Annotated in this window: 17 protein-coding genes and 1 tRNA gene; 12 read left to right on the plus strand and 6 right to left on the minus strand. The window is 54.8% G+C overall.

The window, feature by feature from the left end; all coding sequences use genetic code 11:
• Together ORG26_RS18335 and ORG26_RS18340 are read right to left on the minus strand one after the other, a co-directional pair.
• Complete coding sequence (locus ORG26_RS18335) at positions 1-729, minus strand: proteasome-type protease (RefSeq protein WP_266364340.1); 729 nt, start codon at positions 727-729, stop codon at positions 1-3.
• A gap of 213 nt (positions 730-942) precedes the next feature.
• On the minus strand, positions 943-1,389 hold the full coding sequence (locus ORG26_RS18340; protein WP_266364342.1) for a DUF2721 domain-containing protein: 447 nt from the start codon (positions 1,387-1,389) through the stop codon (positions 943-945).
• Between the two features lie 101 nt (positions 1,390-1,490).
• Here ORG26_RS18340 and ORG26_RS18345 point away from each other — a divergent pair, with 101 nt between their 5' ends.
• From ORG26_RS18345 to ORG26_RS18360, 4 genes are all read left to right on the plus strand, one after another.
• Positions 1,491-2,165: an NUDIX hydrolase gene (locus ORG26_RS18345; RefSeq protein WP_266364344.1), complete on the plus strand. Its 675-nt coding sequence runs from the start codon at positions 1,491-1,493 to the stop codon at positions 2,163-2,165.
• A 136-nt stretch (positions 2,166-2,301) separates the two neighbouring features.
• Entirely contained in the window at positions 2,302-3,417 is a 1,116-nt protein-coding gene (locus ORG26_RS18350) for a hypothetical protein (protein WP_266364346.1), read from the plus strand.
• Positions 3,418-3,609: 192 nt separating this feature from the next.
• Positions 3,610-4,287 carry an NUDIX hydrolase gene (locus ORG26_RS18355; protein WP_266364348.1) on the plus strand — a complete coding sequence of 226 codons (678 nt, stop codon included), beginning with the start codon at positions 3,610-3,612 and terminating at the stop codon, positions 4,285-4,287.
• 90 nt (positions 4,288-4,377) lie between these two features.
• A tRNA-Arg gene (locus ORG26_RS18360) sits at positions 4,378-4,449 on the plus strand.
• A gap of 62 nt (positions 4,450-4,511) precedes the next feature.
• On the opposite strand, the gene ORG26_RS18365 is transcribed toward ORG26_RS18360, so the two are convergent.
• The 3 genes from ORG26_RS18365 to ade all read right to left on the minus strand — a co-directional run bounded on the left by ORG26_RS18365 (position 4,512) and on the right by ade (position 8,299).
• Positions 4,512-5,780 carry a replication-associated recombination protein A gene (locus ORG26_RS18365; protein ID WP_266364350.1) on the minus strand — a complete coding sequence of 423 codons (1,269 nt, stop codon included), beginning with the start codon at positions 5,778-5,780 and terminating at the stop codon, positions 4,512-4,514.
• Positions 5,781-5,871: 91 nt separating this feature from the next.
• Positions 5,872-6,492, minus strand: a complete 621-nt coding sequence (locus tag ORG26_RS18370) for an RNA polymerase sigma factor (protein ID WP_266364352.1) — start codon at positions 6,490-6,492, stop codon at positions 5,872-5,874.
• A gap of 169 nt (positions 6,493-6,661) precedes the next feature.
• Positions 6,662-8,299 (minus strand): adenine deaminase, encoded by a 1,638-nt coding sequence (ade, locus tag ORG26_RS18375; protein ID WP_266364354.1) that lies wholly within the window; start codon positions 8,297-8,299, stop codon positions 6,662-6,664.
• Positions 8,300-8,470: 171 nt separating this feature from the next.
• Here ade and ORG26_RS18380 point away from each other — a divergent pair, with 171 nt between their 5' ends.
• The 4 genes from ORG26_RS18380 to ORG26_RS18395 all read left to right on the plus strand — a co-directional run bounded on the left by ORG26_RS18380 (position 8,471) and on the right by ORG26_RS18395 (position 13,459).
• Positions 8,471-9,685 (plus strand): acyltransferase family protein, encoded by a 1,215-nt coding sequence (locus ORG26_RS18380; protein ID WP_323134286.1) that lies wholly within the window; start codon positions 8,471-8,473, stop codon positions 9,683-9,685.
• Between the two features lie 64 nt (positions 9,686-9,749).
• Complete coding sequence (locus tag ORG26_RS18385) at positions 9,750-11,414, plus strand: UxaA family hydrolase (RefSeq protein WP_266364356.1); 1,665 nt, start codon at positions 9,750-9,752, stop codon at positions 11,412-11,414.
• Between the two features lie 87 nt (positions 11,415-11,501).
• Entirely contained in the window at positions 11,502-12,275 is a 774-nt protein-coding gene (locus ORG26_RS18390) for an SDR family NAD(P)-dependent oxidoreductase (protein WP_266364358.1), read from the plus strand.
• A 452-nt stretch (positions 12,276-12,727) separates the two neighbouring features.
• Positions 12,728-13,459: a hypothetical protein gene (locus ORG26_RS18395; RefSeq protein WP_266364360.1), complete on the plus strand. Its 732-nt coding sequence runs from the start codon at positions 12,728-12,730 to the stop codon at positions 13,457-13,459.
• Between the two features lie 209 nt (positions 13,460-13,668).
• Here ORG26_RS18395 and ORG26_RS18400 read toward each other — a convergent pair whose 3' ends face one another.
• Positions 13,669-14,757 carry a DUF4932 domain-containing protein gene (locus ORG26_RS18400; RefSeq protein ID WP_266364362.1) on the minus strand — a complete coding sequence of 363 codons (1,089 nt, stop codon included), beginning with the start codon at positions 14,755-14,757 and terminating at the stop codon, positions 13,669-13,671.
• A gap of 115 nt (positions 14,758-14,872) precedes the next feature.
• On the opposite strand from ORG26_RS18400, the gene ORG26_RS18405 reads away from it, so the two are divergent.
• From ORG26_RS18405 to ORG26_RS18420, 4 genes are all read left to right on the plus strand, one after another.
• Entirely contained in the window at positions 14,873-15,727 is an 855-nt protein-coding gene (locus ORG26_RS18405) for a fumarylacetoacetate hydrolase family protein (RefSeq protein WP_266364364.1), read from the plus strand.
• Positions 15,728-15,769: 42 nt separating this feature from the next.
• The gene (locus ORG26_RS18410) at positions 15,770-16,129 is read left to right on the plus strand and encodes a four helix bundle protein (protein WP_266364366.1); all 360 of its coding nucleotides are present in this window, start codon (positions 15,770-15,772) and stop codon (positions 16,127-16,129) included.
• Positions 16,130-16,171: 42 nt separating this feature from the next.
• Complete coding sequence (locus ORG26_RS18415) at positions 16,172-16,999, plus strand: amidohydrolase family protein (RefSeq protein ID WP_266364368.1); 828 nt, start codon at positions 16,172-16,174, stop codon at positions 16,997-16,999.
• 125 nt (positions 17,000-17,124) lie between these two features.
• Positions 17,125-17,907 (plus strand): L-fucose dehydrogenase, encoded by a 783-nt coding sequence (locus ORG26_RS18420; protein ID WP_266364370.1) that lies wholly within the window; start codon positions 17,125-17,127, stop codon positions 17,905-17,907.
• Positions 17,908-18,020 lie beyond the last annotated feature (113 nt).

Here is an 18,020-nt window from a genome sequence, read left to right on the forward strand (position 1 = left end):
TTAACGCGGCAGTTTGTTGAAAATGGGATTCATCCAGTCGGTCGGCAGACGTCGCACGGAGTTATTGAGCAGGGCGCTCCACTGGTGCGAAATGCCCTCCATATCTTCTTTTTCAAGCCGGTGTTCGGTAAACTGAAAACTATCCTTCGGGTAGATAACCACATCCAGCGGAAAATCCACGTCGTTGGCGCTGACCCGCGTGGCGTCGAAAGCCAGATAGCCGATTTTCAACGCCTCCTCAAGGCTCGATTCGTATTTCAGGCTTCGGTAGAGCAACGGTTTTCCGTAGCCCGAATTCCCGATAATGACAAAAGGCGAGCCGCTGCCGACCTCCACCCAGTTTCCTTCGGGATAAATCAGAAAAAGCTTGTGCTCGTCGTCGTCCTCCAGTTGCCCGCCCACAATGGCGTTCAGGTTGAAATGTAGTCCGGCGGCGGTGAGGGCGGCCCGGTCTTCGTCCGAAACCCGCCTGATCTGTTCGCCGAAGGCATTCGCCGCTTTGTATAACTTGTTGAAAGACTGGTCTTTTTCGGCAATCACCTCCCTAAAATACGTGATGGCTTTGTCACGTACCGACCGCAGACCGGAGGTCATGATAAACAGCGAATGATGTTCCAGCTGGTGAACAGAAACCTTGCGGTTGGTCGAAACTTCAGTACCCGAGGTGAGGCGTGTATCGGCGATAGCAACCAGGCCGGAGGCCACTTTAATTCCTAGGCAATACGTCATTGGAGGTGGTTAAGACAAGCGAATCGGGAGCGAATATACGGAATAGGTATGAGATAGGAGGTATGAGGTGAGAGGTATGAGGTATTAGGTGGGAGCTATGAGGTGAGAGGTATGAGGTAGGTGGAGACAACATCCCTTAATCTCAGTGAGGCACCGCTACCTCATACCTTATACCTAACACCTCATACCTATCACCTCCCACCTCTCGCCTCGCTATCCGTTTTCTTTTTCCCGGGAGCGGAGGGAGAAGAGCGAACTGCGGCGGCCCAGTTCTTTTTCCATGTCGCTGAGTTCGATTTTGAGGGCATTGATGGAGATGGAGATTTCGACGGCCGAAAGCGCCAGGGCGACGATCTGGAGAATCAGCGCCGAGCCGAAAAGCCAGCGGGCCGCCTGCTGCGCATCCTGAAAAATGACCAGCATGCAGATGGCACTCAGCAGCAGACTGATTACGCTGATGACCTGAATGGCGCGAATCAGTTGCAGACGCGTGTGCAAATTCCGGATCTGGGCCACATAATCGGTATCGGGCTTCTGCCGAAATTTTTCGTGCAGATCCCGGATAAGCCCGGCGATCGCCAGAAAGCGGTTGGTGAACGCAATCATAAGAAGCGAAACCGTTGAAAACAGCAGGGCGGGCGTACTGATGGTCAGTTCCATTTTATAGCCGGTTTGTAAGTTTATGCTTTAGGGTATATAGTTTTGACAGGGCAAGTCCCGTTCAAACTAGAAACTTTAAACGATAAACGCTAAACTCGTTTATGAAACAGGAAAAACTCGAAGAGGCGCACAAGTTCCGCTACTGGAAAAAACAGATGGAACTGAACGGATTAAAAATTAATGGCGTGAAAGACCATTTCATCCGGCGGCGGCAGAATGGGGAGGTGCTCTTTGCCATGCTCGAAGTAGACGCCGACACGCCGGAAGGTGACAAAATTCCGCCCGTCTGCTTCCTGAAAGGCCACGCCGCCTGCGTGCTGGTGGTGCTGATCGACGAAGAAACAGACCAGAAATACACCGTCCTCGTCCGGCAGCGCCGCATCTGCGACGGATCGCATACGTACGAACATCCGGCGGGCATGGTGGATGCGGAAGATGATCCCACGGAAGTGGCCGCCCGGGAAGTTGGCGAAGAAATCGGTCTGACAATTACCCCCGGCGAACTGACCAGATTAAATCCGCGTGTATGGTTTCCGAGCACCGGCACCAGCGACGAAGGAATGCACTACTTCTTCGTGGAGAAGCGGATGCCCCGGGCGCAGATTATGGAGTTTCACAATAAGAACATGGGTAACTCCCATGAATTTGAGCGGATTAACACCTTCATCGCCACCCTTCCCGAAGCGCACAAACTGGTAAATAATGTCAATGGACTGCTTATTCATTTCCTGTATCTGAAGGTCGTCGGAGATTACGACACTATTAAATTGTTATGAAAATGACGGCTGATTGACAAACAGTTGTCTGTTTATTTCGGAAGCGTTTGTAATATTGCATACGAAAACGATTTAACCTATCGTTCCAAAAGGGTAAAGGGTCGCTGACCAAGATAACCCATCTAACTTGTACGTTATGAAAACTTTTTGCAAAGTGGCAAAGGTGTCGCTCGTAATGGCGGCACTGGGCTGGATGACTGCGGGCTGTGAGAACCGCGATGTAGACGTATCGAAGCCGGCGGCAACGCAGGCTTGTAAACTCCAGACCTACGCAGCTTCGTCCGTCGAAGGCAGTGCCGGGGTCGGACGTGCCGAGCGCAGCTCGTACGAGTACGACGCGCAGGGCCGTCTGGTGAAAACCATCTCCACGGTCGAAACCCCCACGGGCGGCAGCGTTTCTACGACGGTCGATTATGGATTCGATGAAGCCGGTTTCCTGACCAGCGCCTCTTCCCGGACCATCACCCGTTTTGCCACCGCCATCGGCAAGACCATCACCCGCGAGAAACTGCAAACGACCACGTACAGCTATCAGAACGGCCGTCTGGCGGGCTACATCGCCAAGAGCAGCGGCACCGTACTGCCTGCAACCACCATCAAAGGAACGTACGAATACGATGAGGCCGGCAACCTGTTGACGGAAACGGCGCTCAATACCTACGAAATCGATCCGGCTACGACCCGGGAGATTCCCGGCTACACCAGCGGTCTGCTGCGTACCTGGAAGTTCAGCCAGAACCGGCTGGCAGATTATACCGAGAAAAGCGGTGCCGCTGAAAAGCATCCGCGTACCATCCAGAACGGACTGGTGACGCGTGTGGCCCAGGCCGGCGGATACACCAGCTTTGAATACGACACCCAGCGGAACCTGACCAAAAGCTCAGTTTACGTCGGTGAGCGTCTGGCATCTTACGTAACGCAGGAGTGGAGCGGCAAAACCGTCAGCACCACGTCGGCCTTCCGGGGCTTCCCGTCCGTAAAATCGGAAGTGCGTCAGGATGTGGATCCGGTTTATGGCGAAACGGTTCGTCTGTCGGTCAACACCCTGCCCGCTCAGTCCGGCATTCTGGCCAAATACGCCCAGTATGCGGATCTGGATGAAAACGACAAAATGACGCTGCTTTCGGAGCGCACGTACACGCTGCAAACCAACGGCCAGGGCGTGGTAACGGGTACCAAAATTGAAACGAAGCAGAACGGAACCGGCACCGTCACGACGACGGAAACCTTCGGTTACGCCGGCTGCAACTAAGCGACGAAGTTGTGGCTCCACTGTAAGCGGTGCCACAACCAACCGTCCGGAAAAATAACAGGGATGAGGGGATAGGGAAACGCGGCATCGCCTTTGGTGATGCCGCGTTGTTTTTTTGGGCCACCAGTAAACTGGCAGTGAGTTTGAACAGATTGCCGTGCCCGGGGTTGAGTCACAAAAACACAGCGCAGCATGGACCCTTTGGTGGAAAACTCCTTTAAGTACAGAAACTGGCAACGTCGGCTGGAGAAGAATCAGGTTGACATTGCCTCGGTTAAGAGCCCCTACACGCATACCGGGAATGACGGGCAGATGCTTTACGCCCTGCTGAACCCGAAGCTGAAAGCCGCCGACGGGCGCGAATTTGGCCAGTTGCTTTTTCTGCGCGGCGATTCCGTTTCGATGCTCGTTGTGCTGATTGATGCCGAAACGCGCGAAAAGTCCGTTCTGCTGGTGCGGCAGCGGCGACTGGTGGATGGCTCGGAAACCTACGAACACCCGGCGGGCATGATCGACGAAGGCGAAACGCCCGCGCAGGTAGCCGCCCGCGAACTGAAGGAAGAAGCCGGCCTGGACGTTTCGGAAGCCGACCTGTTGCCGCTTTTCGACCGCCCGCTGGCTTCGATGTCCTCCAACAGCGACGAATGTCTTTATTTTTTCGCGCTCGAACACCGGCTGAACGGCGACGCGATTCGGGCACTGCACGGCAGGAAGATGGGGAAAGAGTCCGAGCACGAGCAGACCCGGCTGGAGGTGCATTCGTTCGAAGAGGCGCACCGGCGGGTCAGCAATATCCACGGCCTGTTAGCGCATTTTTTGTATCTCACTCAAGTCGGTGACTATGAACAGATCCGGAAATTGGAGAGCTGATTTTCCTAAAATTTTTTAGGCCAATGTTGCGATTGCCGATTCATTAGACCATATTTGCAACCCGAAACAGCCGGAAACGCTTACGGATTTGCGCCCGTAGTTCAATGGATAGAATTTCAGATTCCGGTTCTGAAGATAGGGGTTCGAATCCCTTCGGGCGCACTCAAGCTGTCAGATTTCTGACAGCTTTTTTTATGCCCTACCTCCACCACAACGCCCCATTTTCATTTTTCATTATAATCATACCAGTCGCCCCACCAGCCCTGCAGGCGTCGGCGCATTTCGGCTTCTTTGGCATTCTGCCCCGGTTCGTACAGCTTCTTCCCTTTCAACGCCTCCGGCATGTAATTCTGCGGCGCAAAATTGCCTTCAAAATCGTGGGCATACTTGTAGTTATCGCCATAGCCGATTTGCTTCATCAGTTTGGTTGGCGCGTTGCGCAGGTGCAGCGGCACCGGCAGTTCGGCCGTTCGGGCGGCCAGCGCCAGGGCGTCTTCGATAGCCATGTAACTGGCGTTGCTTTTGGGCGAAGTGGCCAGATAGACGGCTACCTGCGCCAGAATGATGCGGCTCTCGGGGTAGCCAATGACCCTGACGGCCTGCATGGCATTGTTGGCCATGATGAGCGCCGTGGGATTGGCGTTGCCGATGTCTTCCGAGGCCAGAATAAGCATGCGGCGGGCGATAAATTCGGCTTCTTCGCCGGCCTGTAACATGCGGGCCATCCAGTACAGGGCACCGTTGGGGTCACTGCCGCGCAGGGATTTGATGAAGGCCGAGATGATGTCGTAATGCTGTTCGCCGGATTTGTCGTAGCGGGCGATGTTGCGCTGGGCGGTGCTGGTCACCAGTTCGTCCGTCAGAACAAGGCTGTCTTCCGGCTGGCTCATCACGACCAGGTCCAGCAGGTTCAGCAGTTTACGGGCATCGCCGCCGGAGAGCCGCATAAGGGCGTCGTACGATTCGACCCGCACGGTCTTCGTTTTCAGCAGCACATCGTCGGCCAGGGCTTTGTCCACCAGTTGTCTGAGCTCGTCCGCCCCCAGCGATTCCAGCACGTAAACCTGACAGCGCGACAGCAGCGCGGCGTTGACTTCAAAAGAGGGGTTTTCGGTCGTCGCGCCGATGAGTGTAATCGTCCCGCGTTCAACGGCGCCCAGAAGTGCGTCCTGCTGGCTTTTGTTAAACCGGTGAATTTCGTCGATAAACAAGATGGGCTGAAACAGTCCGGCGGGCTGGTTGATAATTTCCCGAAGCTCCTTCACCCCCGAACTGATGGCGCTGAGGACGTGGAAGGGCCGGTTGGCGGTCTCGGCGATCAGCAGGGCAAGCGTAGTTTTTCCGACGCCCGGAGGCCCCCACAAAATCATGGACGGAATGCGGTTGGCTTCGATGGCCCGGCGCAGCGGCCGACCGGGCCCGATGAGTTGCGACTGCCCGATCACGTCGTCGAGTGTCCGGGGCCGCATTCGTTCGGGAAGGGGAGCGGGCATAAAAAAATTAGAGTTTATAGTTTAGGGTTTATAGTTGCCTGTCGTTGGCTTACAACTATAAACCCTAAACTATAAACTCCAAACGATTAAACTAGCAAAAGAAACTGAGCAGGGGGGCGGCACCGAGCAGCACCTTTTCCGGCGTGATGTGCTTTTTCAGGTTCGATAAAGCACCGAATATCAGGTTATAGACCGATTGAATGTTGATTTGCATGAGGGCCGAAATTTCTTCGTTGCTCATGTTCTGGTAGTAACGGAGGTAAACGGCCTCGCGCTGACGGCGGGGCAGGCGCTCAAGCGCTTTGGCCACACAGCCGTGCATGTGAACATCTTCTTCGTCACCAATGAGGCTGGCTTCGTGCGAGGGCGTTGCGTTGGCAAGCAGTTCGCGGCTGTTCTGCAGGTCGTCCTGACTGCTGAACTTCTGCTCGGCATTCAGATGCCGGACCAGTTTCCGCTTGATGGAGGCCATCAGGTAAAAACGGACAGAGGTGGTCTGGCCGATGGTTGAGCGGTGCTTCCACAACTCCACGAACAAATCGTGTATGCAATCCTTAATTAACGCCCGGTCGGTTGTAAAATGCGAGCAATAATGGTACAAAACCTGCACATACTCCTTATACAACCGGGCAAAAGCTACTTCATCGCCACCCCGGAATTGATTCCAGAGTTGTTCTTCGTCCAAACCGGACGGGGTACGGTAGCGGGGCATAGATTAAGAAGGTCAAGGGTTTAGGAATGCCAACGGGCTTCGTTGTGGATGTAAACATATTTAGAAAAATTAGGAATCAAAAGCTTTTGGCTAAAAAAATATTAGACTTATTATAAAAAGCTATCCATAAAATTCGGTCAATTTCCCTTTATGCTGCTTATTTGATGGATTATATTGTATCCTCGATTGATACAAATGAAAATTGTCCCCCGTCGAACAGCCCTTTATCGCTTAGTTTCAGAAAGGGAATTACCAGCAGCGCCATGAACGAAAGCGTCATGAACGGCGACTGCAGGGTACTGCCAAGATCGTTTTTGACAAACTGGTCGAGGCGGGTGTAATGCCCGGCAACGGCATATCCGTCGGCATCGGTCATCAGCCCGGCGATAGGAAGGGGCAGCACCTGACCCCCGTCTTCTCCAACGGCGCAAACGCCTCCCCCAACGGCAATAATCTCATTGACAGCCCGGCAAAGGCTGTTGTCGTCGCAGCCCACGGCGATGATGTTGTGCGAATCGTGGCCCACAGACGACGCCAGGGCGCCCCGTTTAAGGCCAAAGTTCCGGATAAAAGCGACCGCCGGAGGAGCATCGGCATACCGGTTGACGACCGTAATTTTGAGCACATCCTGAGCCGGGTCGGCCACAATCCGGCCGTCGTCAACGGTCGGTTCCAGCAGCAGGGCATTGGTGATGAGCTGCCCGTCGAGCGCCTCGATGACCCGCAGCGGACCGCCGCCCGTTCTGCGGACGACAAAATCCTCCGGCTGCCTGGGCTGGCAGTTAAATTTGTTCACGATTTTACTTCGTAAGTCCGGAATTCCCGTAACGCCGTTTTCGGCCACCACCGCGCCGTCGATCAGGGTACGCTGCACCCTAAACGTTTGCAGATTGTCGACAAAGATGAAATCGGCCGGATCGCCCTGCCGCAGCAGACCGACCGGGAGCCGGTAATGCCGTACCGGGTTGAGGCAGGCGGCCCGGAGCGTGTCAAAGAGGTCATGGCCTTTGGCCAGCGCCCGTCGGACCAGCTCATCGATGTGGTTGACGACGAGGCTGTCCGGGTGCTTGTCGTCCGAACAGAACATGATCTGCTCCGGAAAATCGGCCAGCAGCGGAATCAGGGCTTCGAAGTTTTTGGCCGCACTCCCTTCCCGAATCAGAATGTGGAGGCCCCGCCGGGCTTTGTCGAGCCCTTCTTCGTAGGTAAAACACTCGTGGTCGGTGGTCATGCCCGCGTCGATGTACCGCTGGGCGTCGCCGCCGCGCAGGCCCGGCGCGTGACCGTCCACCGGCTTGCCCAGCGCCCTGGCGGCCGCAATCTTCGCCAGCACGTCGGGGTCGCCGTGCAGCACGCCGGGGAAGTTCATCATTTCGGCCAGATAACCGATTTCGGGCATTTCGAGCAGCCGCCGGACGTCCGCCACGTCGATGGTCGCCCCGGCCGTCTCGAAGGTCGTCGCCGGAACGCAGGAAGGCGCGCCGAAGCAGAACTTGAAAGGCACACGTTTCCCGTCCTCAATCATGTATTCAACCCCGGCCACTCCCAGCACATTCCCGATTTCGTGCGGGTCCGACACCGTCGCGACGGTGCCGTGCGTTACGGCCAGGCGGGCAAACTGCGCCGGGGTCAGCATCGAGCTTTCCACGTGAACGTGCGCGTCGACAAAACCGGGCAGGAGGTAGGGCTCGCCGGGGCGCTCGTCGCCGAGGTCGGTCCGTTGCGTGATGAAGCCGTTTTCAACGGTCAGCTGCCCGTACCGAATGGTGCGGCTAAAGAGATCGACGAGGTTACCGGAGAAGTGCATGAAAGCGAAAGTATAGTTTGGAGTTTAGGGTTTATAGTTTAGAGTTGCTCCGCCGATTTAACGATAAACTATAAACCCTAAACTCTAAACGATTAACCACTGTAAGTAAAGCGGTCCGAAAAAATGCTTTTTTAGTCGTAAAAACTACCATCACCGCCAAAATCTGCCGCCATGCTGGCTCCCAATCCCTCTCCGCCGCTTACCCTGCCGGGCGAGTTCCGCGCCGGTCGACTGATGTCGATGGACGCTTACCGGGGCTTCGTCATGCTGTTGATGATGGCCGAAATCCTGCAATTCGAGCGGATTTCGGAGGCGCTGCCCGACAGCGGATTCTGGCGATTTCTGGCTCATCACCAGAGCCATGCCGAGTGGTTTGGCTGTTCGCTGCACGACCTGATTCAGCCGTCGTTTTCCTTTCTGGTGGGGGTGGCCCTGCCGTTTTCGATGGCGCGGCGCTCGTCGGATGGGCAATCGGCGGCGGTGATGTTCGCCCATACGGTCCGCCGTTCGCTGATTCTGGTGCTGCTGGGCATTTTTCTGCGGTCGGTGGGTCGGTCACAAACCCATTTCACGTTTGAGGACACGCTGACGCAGATTGGCCTGGGCTACCCGTTTCTGTACCTGCTCGGTCAACGCTCGACCCGGACCGGCTGGCTGGCGCTGGCGGCGGTGCTGGTCGGCTACTGGCTGGCTTTTGTGCTGTATCCGCTGCCCGGCCCCGGCTTTTCCTACGAAGCGGTGGGTGTTCCTGCCGACTGGCCTTTTCACGCTACCGGACTGGCCGCCCATTTCAACAAGAACAGCAACCTCGCCTGGGCGTTTGATACCTGGTTTCTGAACCTTTTTCCGCGGCAAAAACCTTTTCTCTACAACGGCGGCGGATACGCCACGCTGAGTTTCATCCCGACGCTGGGAACCATGCTGCTGGGCCTGCAGGCGGGGCGCGTGCTGCGGTCGGAAGCGTCCGGGCCGGAGCGCATGAAGTACTTTCTGATCGCCGGGGTTGCGGGCCTTGCCGCCGGCTGGCTGCTGACCGTTACGGGCCTCAGTCCGTCGATCAAGCGCATCTGGACGCCCGGCTGGGTCCTGTTCAGCGGAGGCTGGTGTTTTTTGCTGCTGGCGGGTTTTTACTACCTGATCGACCTCAGAAATTACCGCCGCTGGGCGTTTCCGCTGGTGGTGATCGGGATGAATTCCATCGCGATTTACTGCCTGGTGCACCTGATTGACCGGTTCATTATCGAAACCTTCAAAACGCATCTGGGGCAGTCGGTATTTTCCTCGCTGGGCCCGTACGAAACGCTCGGCAGCGGCGGGGTGGCCCTGCTGGTGTTCTGGCTGATTCTGTACTGGATGTACCGCCGCAAATTATTTATTCGAATATAGGAGACTACAGGGCGGTTATGAATGGCCTTTTTGTTTCTCTTTGTAAAAAAATTGCGTTACCTGTATGCAGCATCGATTGTTGAAAGTTCATCCCGCCGATAACGTCATTGTTGCCCTCCAAAACTTTACTTCCGGCGAAGAAGTGACGTTCGAAGGGCAGACCTATGCGCTGCCGATCGGGGTGGGCGTCAAGCATAAGTTTGTTACCGAAGATCTACAGCCCGGCGATGCCGTGACCATGTACGGGGTCCGGGTCGGGCGGGCCACCCAGCCCATTCGCCGCGGCGAACCGATTACGACCTTTAACCTGAAACACGATTCGGAGGCGTACGGACTGGACAAAAAACAGCCTTACAACTGGCAGCCGCCCGAGGTAAGCGCCTGGCGCGACCGGACGTTTATGGGCTACCACCGCGCCGACGGTCAGGTCGGAACGGCCAACTACTGGCTAGTGATTCCGCTGGTTTTCTGCGAAAACCGGAACATCCTCATCCTGAAAGATGCGTTCGAGCGGGAGCTTGGCTACGCCCAGCCGGAAATCTACCGCGAGGAGGTTCGGCAGTTGCTGCACCTGTACCAGCACGGCGACGTAGCGACGATCAAAAAAATCGAGCCGTTCTCGCCGCCGAATACGATGAAGGTATTTCCCCGGAACGGCGAACGGCCTTTCAAAAACATCGACGGCATCAAGTTTCTGACCCACGAAATGGGCTGCGGCGGCACCCGCCAGGATTCGGAAGCGCTTTGCGGCCTGTTTGCCGGGTTTATCAACAACCCCAACGTGGCGGGCGTAACGGTGCTGAGCCTCGGCTGCCAGCACACCCAGATTTCGGCCCTCGAAGCGGAAGTGCGCAAGCGGAATCCGAAATTCGACAAGCCGATGCTGGTCTATGAGCAGCAGGACGGAACGGAATACACCATGATGGCGACGGCCATTCGCGACACGTTCCTGGCCCTGATCGAAGCCAACAAGATTGAACGCCAGCCCGCTCCGCTGAGTAAGCTGAACATCGGTCTGAAATGCGGCGGCTCGGATGGATTTTCGGGTATTTCGGCCAATCCGGTGCTTGGTCACCTGTCGGATGTGCTCGTGGCGCTGGGCGGAAAAACCGTGCTGGCCGAGTTTCCGGAGCTTTGCGGCGTGGAGCAGGAACTGATCAACCGAACTCCGGCGGACGACAAAGCGCAGAAATTCATTACCCTGATGCAGACCTATTCGGCTCAGGCCGAAGCCGCCGGTTCGGGTTTTGACATGAACCCGTCGCCGGGCAACATCCGGGACGGACTGATTACGGACGCCATCAAATCGGCGGGTGCGGCCAAAAAAGGCGGAACGGCTCCGGTTGCCGACGTGCTGAACTATACCGAACCGGCTACCCAGCCGGGCCTGAACCTGCTTTGCACGCCGGGCAACGACGTGGAGGCAACCACCGGCATGGCGGGCTCGGGCACGAACATCATCCTGTTCACGACCGGCCTTGGCACACCCACCGGCAACCCGATCTGCCCCGTCGTGAAAGTTGCCACGAATACGGCGCTCGCCAACCGGATGCCGGACGTGATCGACTTCGACTGCGGCCCGGTCATCGAAGGCGAGCAGACCATCGCCGAAAACGCCGAACAACTGTTCGAATACGTCATCAAACTCGCCAGTGGCGAAGTCCAGACCAAAGCGCAGCAGCTCGCCCAGGACGATTTCATCCCCTGGAAACGGGGAGTTTCACTTTAAATTTTGAATGATTGAATGACTGAGTTGCTCCGCAGTGCTAAGATTAGCGGAGTCATTCAGCCATTCAGTCATTCAGTCATTTCCACTATGTTCGACCTCACCAACAAGACCGCCCTCATCACCGGCGGGGCCAGCGGGATTGGGCTGGCGATTACCGAAACCTTTGCCCGCGCGGGGGCGACGGTGCATATTCTGGAACTGAACGCCGAAGCGGCGCAGGCGGTGGCCGACGGGCTCTCGGCCGAAGGCGGGCGGGTCTTTGCGCATGGCGTCGATGTGTCGCGGCAGGCGGATGTGGTGCAGGTGGTGAATGACATTGCGGCCCAGGGGCCGGTGCATATTCTGGTCAATAATGCCGGGGTAGCGCATGTCGGGACGGTGGAAACGACTTCCGAGGCCGATTTTGACCGGATTTACAATGTGAACGTGAAGGGCGTTTACAACTGTCTGTACGCCACCATTCCGCATTTCAGGGCGGCCGGCGGCGGGGTCATTCTGAACATGGCTTCCATCGCGGCAACCATCGGCATTCCCGACCGTTTCGCCTATTCGACCAGCAAAGGTGCGGTGCTGACGATGACCCTGTCCGTGGCGAAAGACTATTTAAAGCACAACATTCGCTGCAATTGCATTTCGCCGGCCCGGGTGCATACGCCCTTCGTAGACGGGTTTCTGGCTAAAAACTATCCCGGCAAGGAAGAGGAAATGTTCGCCAAACTGTCGGCTACCCAACCCATCGGCCGCATGGCAAAGCCCGCCGAAATCGGAGCCCTCGCTCTGTACCTCTGCTCGGACGAAGCCGGTTTTGTGACGGGCTGCGACTATCCCATCGACGGCGGTTTTACGCGGCTGAACAACTAACGGCTTGTTTTAAGTTTTAAACTGTTTTTAACAATTCATTACGCAAGACTTTGGCTTTTTTGTCGCGTAAAGCCTTTGTTTGGTTTAGGAAGTCAATAGATTTTTTGGCCAAACTGGCTTGAAGAGTTATACTTTGAATAATATTCAGAAGCTTTTTGTTGTAAGCCAAAGGGAATTCCCGAATATCTTCTAAACTGAATTACGTATGCACAGTGAAAAGCCAAGATCAAATCATTCGTCAATTATCATGGAATTGCGAAAGCTTTTTACGAGACGGAATAAATGACTAAGGGCATGGTATGAAGGATGGCTGGCCTATTTATGGTGTGAGTTTCCCGGTAATCACTACCCTTCCTTTTATTAAATTACAATAAATGTCAACTTAATTGTATTGAGTAAGGGGTGCCTTTAAGTTTATTGTTGGCAGTTAATCAATTGACTAGAATAATCATATGGTGAAAAAAATTGGTTTAACTTTCTTGTTGCTTTTTGTAATAGTACATAGCTCGTTTTCTCAGTCATATCAGGCGAAATACCGAGATACATCATCTTGGGGCCTATTTGTTGGTGGGAATCTGCTCGATTTTTCTGTTAATGGAGTTGTCAATAATAAATACCAAATCTATACAGGTCCTTTTGAGAATTACCAGGGGTGGGAAGTTGGCGTAGCCCACAAAAGACAGTTTGATAAATTTTACGTACAAGGTTCCTTATCCTATTTACAAAACACATATTTTGTGCAATTCAGAAACATGAACCCCGAGGAAGATACGGCATTCGGGACCGGCAGAGTTTGGGTTTACACTGGCCCTATTTATCAACTCAAGCGGTTTTCTGCCTCCGCAATTGTGGGAACAAATTTGACTTCATTTTTGCGTATTCAAGCCGGATTGGTTGCGTCTTATCACACCAAGGATAGATTTTATGGAAACAAAACAGCTGAATTTTTAGCAAACAAGGCCAACAGCGAGGATAGAATTTTATTTAAGTATGCCGATAGCATAAACCGTTTTGGTGCTTCTGGACTTATTGGATTAGGCGTAGATTTGGGAAAATTTACTGTTGATGGATTTTATGAAAGTACAATCACTCCGTACAGCAAATACACTGATTTAAATAATCAGTCGTTTCCGCTCATTCAACGCTATAAAATTTACAAGGTTAGGCTTGGTTATAATTTTTGATAAATTTTTATAAGCTTAAGAGTAGATTTGTGATTTCAGTATACTGATAATTAGGCTTTTGTTGGCGTTTTGATATTGTACTTTCACCGCGTCGATGCCAACATTTAGGTTGGTTCACCAGGTTCTTTGGCTGTATCAGTCTGATAGGTCTCCATTGAAAGATCGTTAGAGGAATCTTTTGTAAACCAAATAAAATCCCCAAACACCTTTTAACGGCCCCGCTGCAAATCCTTCAGCGACGCGATCAGGCTGGGCAGAAAGGCCTCGAACGTGGGGTACTGCCGCCGATTCGTTTCGTAGCGCTCCAGTTGCCGGACAAAATGCGGCAGGTACTTCCAGCGGGCGTTTTGCTTCCGGACGGCTTCGGCATCCGCCGGGTTACCGGTCTTCAGCGCAATCCGGATTTCGCCCGCCCGGACGACGTATTCGCAGAACTGGGTATGCCAGTCGCTGTATTGTTCGTCACCCTTAATGGGTTCGTACAGTGAATTATAGGCTTCAATCTGCTTCCGGACGCTCGGCTGGTAGGCGAGGGGGTTCACGAACGTATGGCCGAACTCGTGCACGGATAACCGCCGGACGCCCGCGCGGTCGTCGAACCCCGTTGTTTCGACCTGACCCGTGGCGGAAACATTCGCTTTAACAAACGGGGCGGTGATGTTGTAGACGTCCGTGCCGGCGGGGCCGGAAACTTCCCAGCCCATGCCCCAGTCGCTTTTGAAATACGGGTTTAGAATGAGGTTGTAGCTGTGTTTATGCCCGCCGTAGTACTGTTCAAGTGCCTTCGTGAATCCGGCGGGCGGTAAGTTTCGCTTCACTTCGGCCACCGCCTGAGCGTAAATCGGCCCATTTTGCCGCAGGTAGTCTGCAAACCGGACCTCGGTATAAAGCTGGTTCAACTGCCCGAAGAACTGGTCAAAGGCCCGGATCACCGAATCCCGGTTGGGGCTGACGGCTTCCAGAAACACGTCCGGCAACGCGACCAGTCGCCGGGCCGTGGGCACTTCGCTGTAATAAAGTCCCAGGAGGTACATGCCGGTGCCCATTTTGTCTTCGAGAGCCTGATAGGTGCGGAAAATGGGAAGCTGCTGAACGGGCAGAAAATGGTAGTACGACCGCCGCATCAGCACGCTGTTGTCGCGCATCCAGGGATTGGTCAGGGTGTCTTTCAGCAAGCCGGCGGCATTCTGTACGGCCAGGACGTTTATCAGCTCGATGTTTTTGTGAATCCGGACCTGAACGGGGTTTTGGGCCTTTAAGAACAGCGGGAACAGAAGCAGGGTAACCAGAAAACGCATACGGGTGGATTGGACAAGCTTTTTCAAAGATATAAAAACGGCGATGCGCTGCCTTGGCGAAATGATTATAACTTGCCAGTCTGGTTCTTTTCCGTCAAAACCCCTTTGAACACGAATGAAACTTTTCCGCTTCGGTCCCCCCGAAAATGAACGCCCCGGCGTAATGCTTGCTTCCGGTGCCCACCTCGATGTATCGGCTTTCGGCCAGGATTATGACGAAACCTTTTTTGCCACCGACGGCCCCGCCCGCCTCGCCCAGTGGCTGGAAGCCAACGCCGCTAACTGTCCGAACGTGCCGGGCAGCGTGCGCCGCGCGTCGTGCGTCAAACGGCCGTCCAAGATCGTCTGCGTCGGCCTGAACTACGCCAAACACGCCGCCGAGACCGGCGCGCCGGTGCCCGCCGAACCGATTCTTTTCTTCAAATCCACCACCGCCCTGTGCGGTCCCGACGACAACGTAGTCATTCCGAAACGGTCAGAAAAAACCGACTGGGAGGTGGAACTGGCGATTGTGATCGGCAAAAAAGCGACGTACGTGTCGCAGGACGAAGCGTTCGACTACATCGCTGGGTACGCCCTGCACAACGACTACAGCGAGCGGGCTTTCCAGCTCGAACGCGGTGGTCAGTGGGTGAAAGGCAAAAGCGCCGATACGTTCGCACCGCTGGGTCCGTTTCTGGTGACCAAAGACGAAATTCCCGATCCCAACAAACTCCACCTCTGGCTGCGCGTCAACGGCGAACTGCTGCAGGATTCCAACACCGACGACATGATTTTCAACGTCCCGATGCTGGTCAGCTACATCAGCCAGTTCATGACGCTGCTGCCCGGCGACGTCATCTCGACCGGCACGCCCTCCGGCGTCGGCATGGGCCTCAAACCGCCCCGTTTCCTCCAGCCCGGCGACGTCGTCACCCTCGGCATCGAAGGCCTGGGCGAACAGCGGCAAACGGCTGTGGCTTTTAGTTAAAAGTTAAAGATTAAAAGTTAAAAGTAAGGCCGTAGCTTGGTAATGGAGCAAAAAGAAAGCATAATCCAGAGCAAGGCTTTTGCCTTTGCGATTCGGGTAGTGAATCTGCATAAATGGCTAATGCAACAGCAGGTTCCTTACAAGCTTGCGGAACAGTTACTCAAAAGCGGAACTTCCATTGGCGCTAATTTGGAAGAGGCAACCGGCGGCTTTTCGCGCAAAGAGTTTGCGGCAAAAATCGGCATTTCATACAAAGAAGCCAGAGAAACGCGGTTTTGGTTACGACTTCTCCAGGCTACAAATTACCTCGATGAGCGAATGGCGTCGTCTATGCTGAGCGATTGTGAAGAATTAATAAAAATTCTCGCCGCCATTCAATTAACGACTCAGAAGGCAATGTAGCCACTTATTTTTAACTTTTAACTTTTAATTCTTAATTGAAAAATGATAGTTGATGCCCATCAGCACTTTTGGTTTTATACGCCTGAACGCGATACGTGGATTACCGACGAGATGGCCGTGATCCGGCGGGATTTTCTGCCCGGAGACCTGGAGCCGGTGCTGAAAGCCAATGGCGTGGAAGCCTGCGTGGCGGTGCAGGCCGACCAGTCGGAAGCCGAAACGCTGCTGCTGCTGAAACTGGCCGAAGCGTACGATATCGTCAAAGGCGTGGTCGGCTGGGTGGATTTGCGTTCCGAAACGATTTACGATCGGCTGGAAGCTTTCTCGCAGTTTGAAGAACTGAAAGGGTTTCGGCACGTGGCCCAGTCGGAACCGGACGACTTTCTGACCCGCCCGGAATTCATCCGCGGCGTGCGGCAACTGGCGGCTTTCGATTTCACCTACGACATTCTGATTTACCCCAACCAGTTGAAAGCGGCCTGGCAACTGGTGCAGGAGGTGCCGGAAGTGAAGTTCGTGGTGGACCACTGCGCCAAGCCGGTGATCCGGAAAAAGGAAATCACGCGCTGGTCCAACTACATCGCCGAAATCGCTAAGAACCGGAATACCTACTGCAAGGTGTCCGGGCTGGTGACGGAGGCGGACTGGAAAGGCTGGAATAAAGAGGAAATTTTTCCGTACCTCGATGTCGTCTTCGAACACTTCGGCCCCGACCGGCTGATGTTCGGCTCCGACTGGCCGGTTTGTCTGGTGGCCGCCGAATACGAAGAGGTCAAGGGCCTGCTGGAAGACTACATCCAGCCCTGGGGCGAGGAAGTCCGGCAAAAGGTTTTCGGAGCCAACGCGGTGGATTTTTACCGATTGGAGTAGCGGGCGTTTGGGTATCCGCCGCGGCGGATACGGTTCTTTCGTCTTTGGTAACTAATAGACTAAACACGGGCTGAAGCCTGCGGATACAAAGTATACACGGGCTTCAGCCCGTGCCCACAAAACACATGAACCTAAACCTACAAGACAAAATCATTCTGGTCACGGGCGGGGCCAAGGGCATTGGCGAAGGCATTGCCACCGTACTGGCGACCGAGGGAGCCATGCCCGTCATCGTCGGACGCAACGAAGCCGACAACCGCGCGACGGTGGCTAAAATCGTGGAAGCGGGCGGCCGGGCTCATCAGCTGGTGGCCGAACTCACGCGCCCCGAGGAATGTCGCCGGGCCGTGGAGCAGACGCTGGCCGAGTTCGGACGGATCGACGGGCTGGTCAACAATGCCGGGGTCAACGACGGCATCGGGCTGGAAAGCGGTTCGTACGAAGGCTTTATCGAATCGCTGCACCGCAATCTGGTCCATTATTACCTGATGGCGCACTACGCCCTGCCCGCGCTGAAAGAAAGCCGCGGGGCGATCGTCAATATCGGTTCCAAAGTGGCCGAAACGGGGCAGGGCAACACCTCCGCCTACGCCGCCGCTAACGGGGGACGCAACGCCCTGACCCGCGAATGGGCTGTGGAACTGCTGCCGTACGGCATCCGGGTCAACTGTGTGATCGTGGCCGAATGCTGGACGCCGCTCTACGAAAGCTGGATCAAAACGCTGCCCAGCCCGGAAGAAAAGCTGGATTCCATCGTTTCCAAAATTCCCCTGGAAAAACGCATGACGACCACGGAGGAGATTGCCAACACAGTCGCCTTTCTCCTTTCCGACAAATCCAGTCACACCACCGGTCAGCTCATCCACATCGACGGCGGCTACACGCACCTGGACCGGGCCATTACGTAAATGATTGAATGATTGAATTTTGAATGACAGAACAGCTTCGCTATGCTAAAATTTGGGAAGCTATTCAATCATTCAAAATTCAGCATTCAAAATTCAACATTCAAAATTCAGTC

It is taken from the genome of Tellurirhabdus rosea (genome assembly GCF_026278345.1).
GTDB lineage: Bacteria > Bacteroidota > Bacteroidia > Cytophagales > Spirosomataceae > Tellurirhabdus > Tellurirhabdus rosea.

What these genes read in the sequence shown, in the direction of transcription:
- ORG26_RS18395 (WP_266364360.1), top strand. Translation starts at nt 12,728, where the DNA reads ATGGTGAAAAAAATTGGTTTAACTTTCTTGTTGCTTTTTGTAATAGTA.
- ORG26_RS18415 (WP_266364368.1), top strand. Translation starts at nt 16,172, where the DNA reads ATGATAGTTGATGCCCATCAGCACTTTTGGTTTTATACGCCTGAACGC.
- ORG26_RS18405 (WP_266364364.1), top strand. Translation starts at nt 14,873, where the DNA reads ATGAAACTTTTCCGCTTCGGTCCCCCCGAAAATGAACGCCCCGGCGTA.
- ORG26_RS18420 (WP_266364370.1), top strand. Translation starts at nt 17,125, where the DNA reads ATGAACCTAAACCTACAAGACAAAATCATTCTGGTCACGGGCGGGGCC.
- ORG26_RS18380 (WP_323134286.1), top strand. Translation starts at nt 8,471, where the DNA reads ATGCTGGCTCCCAATCCCTCTCCGCCGCTTACCCTGCCGGGCGAGTTC.
- ORG26_RS18345 (WP_266364344.1), top strand. Translation starts at nt 1,491, where the DNA reads ATGAAACAGGAAAAACTCGAAGAGGCGCACAAGTTCCGCTACTGGAAA.
- ORG26_RS18400 (WP_266364362.1), bottom strand. Translation starts at nt 14,757, where the DNA reads ATGCGTTTTCTGGTTACCCTGCTTCTGTTCCCGCTGTTCTTAAAGGCC.
- ORG26_RS18340 (WP_266364342.1), bottom strand. Translation starts at nt 1,389, where the DNA reads ATGGAACTGACCATCAGTACGCCCGCCCTGCTGTTTTCAACGGTTTCG.
- ORG26_RS18355 (WP_266364348.1), top strand. Translation starts at nt 3,610, where the DNA reads ATGGACCCTTTGGTGGAAAACTCCTTTAAGTACAGAAACTGGCAACGT.
- ORG26_RS18385 (WP_266364356.1), top strand. Translation starts at nt 9,750, where the DNA reads ATGCAGCATCGATTGTTGAAAGTTCATCCCGCCGATAACGTCATTGTT.
- ORG26_RS18370 (WP_266364352.1), bottom strand. Translation starts at nt 6,492, where the DNA reads ATGCCCCGCTACCGTACCCCGTCCGGTTTGGACGAAGAACAACTCTGG.
- ORG26_RS18350 (WP_266364346.1), top strand. Translation starts at nt 2,302, where the DNA reads ATGAAAACTTTTTGCAAAGTGGCAAAGGTGTCGCTCGTAATGGCGGCA.
- ORG26_RS18365 (WP_266364350.1), bottom strand. Translation starts at nt 5,780, where the DNA reads ATGCCCGCTCCCCTTCCCGAACGAATGCGGCCCCGGACACTCGACGAC.
- ade (WP_266364354.1), bottom strand. Translation starts at nt 8,299, where the DNA reads ATGCACTTCTCCGGTAACCTCGTCGATCTCTTTAGCCGCACCATTCGG.
- ORG26_RS18335 (WP_266364340.1), bottom strand. Translation starts at nt 729, where the DNA reads ATGACGTATTGCCTAGGAATTAAAGTGGCCTCCGGCCTGGTTGCTATC.
- ORG26_RS18390 (WP_266364358.1), top strand. Translation starts at nt 11,502, where the DNA reads ATGTTCGACCTCACCAACAAGACCGCCCTCATCACCGGCGGGGCCAGC.
- ORG26_RS18410 (WP_266364366.1), top strand. Translation starts at nt 15,770, where the DNA reads ATGGAGCAAAAAGAAAGCATAATCCAGAGCAAGGCTTTTGCCTTTGCG.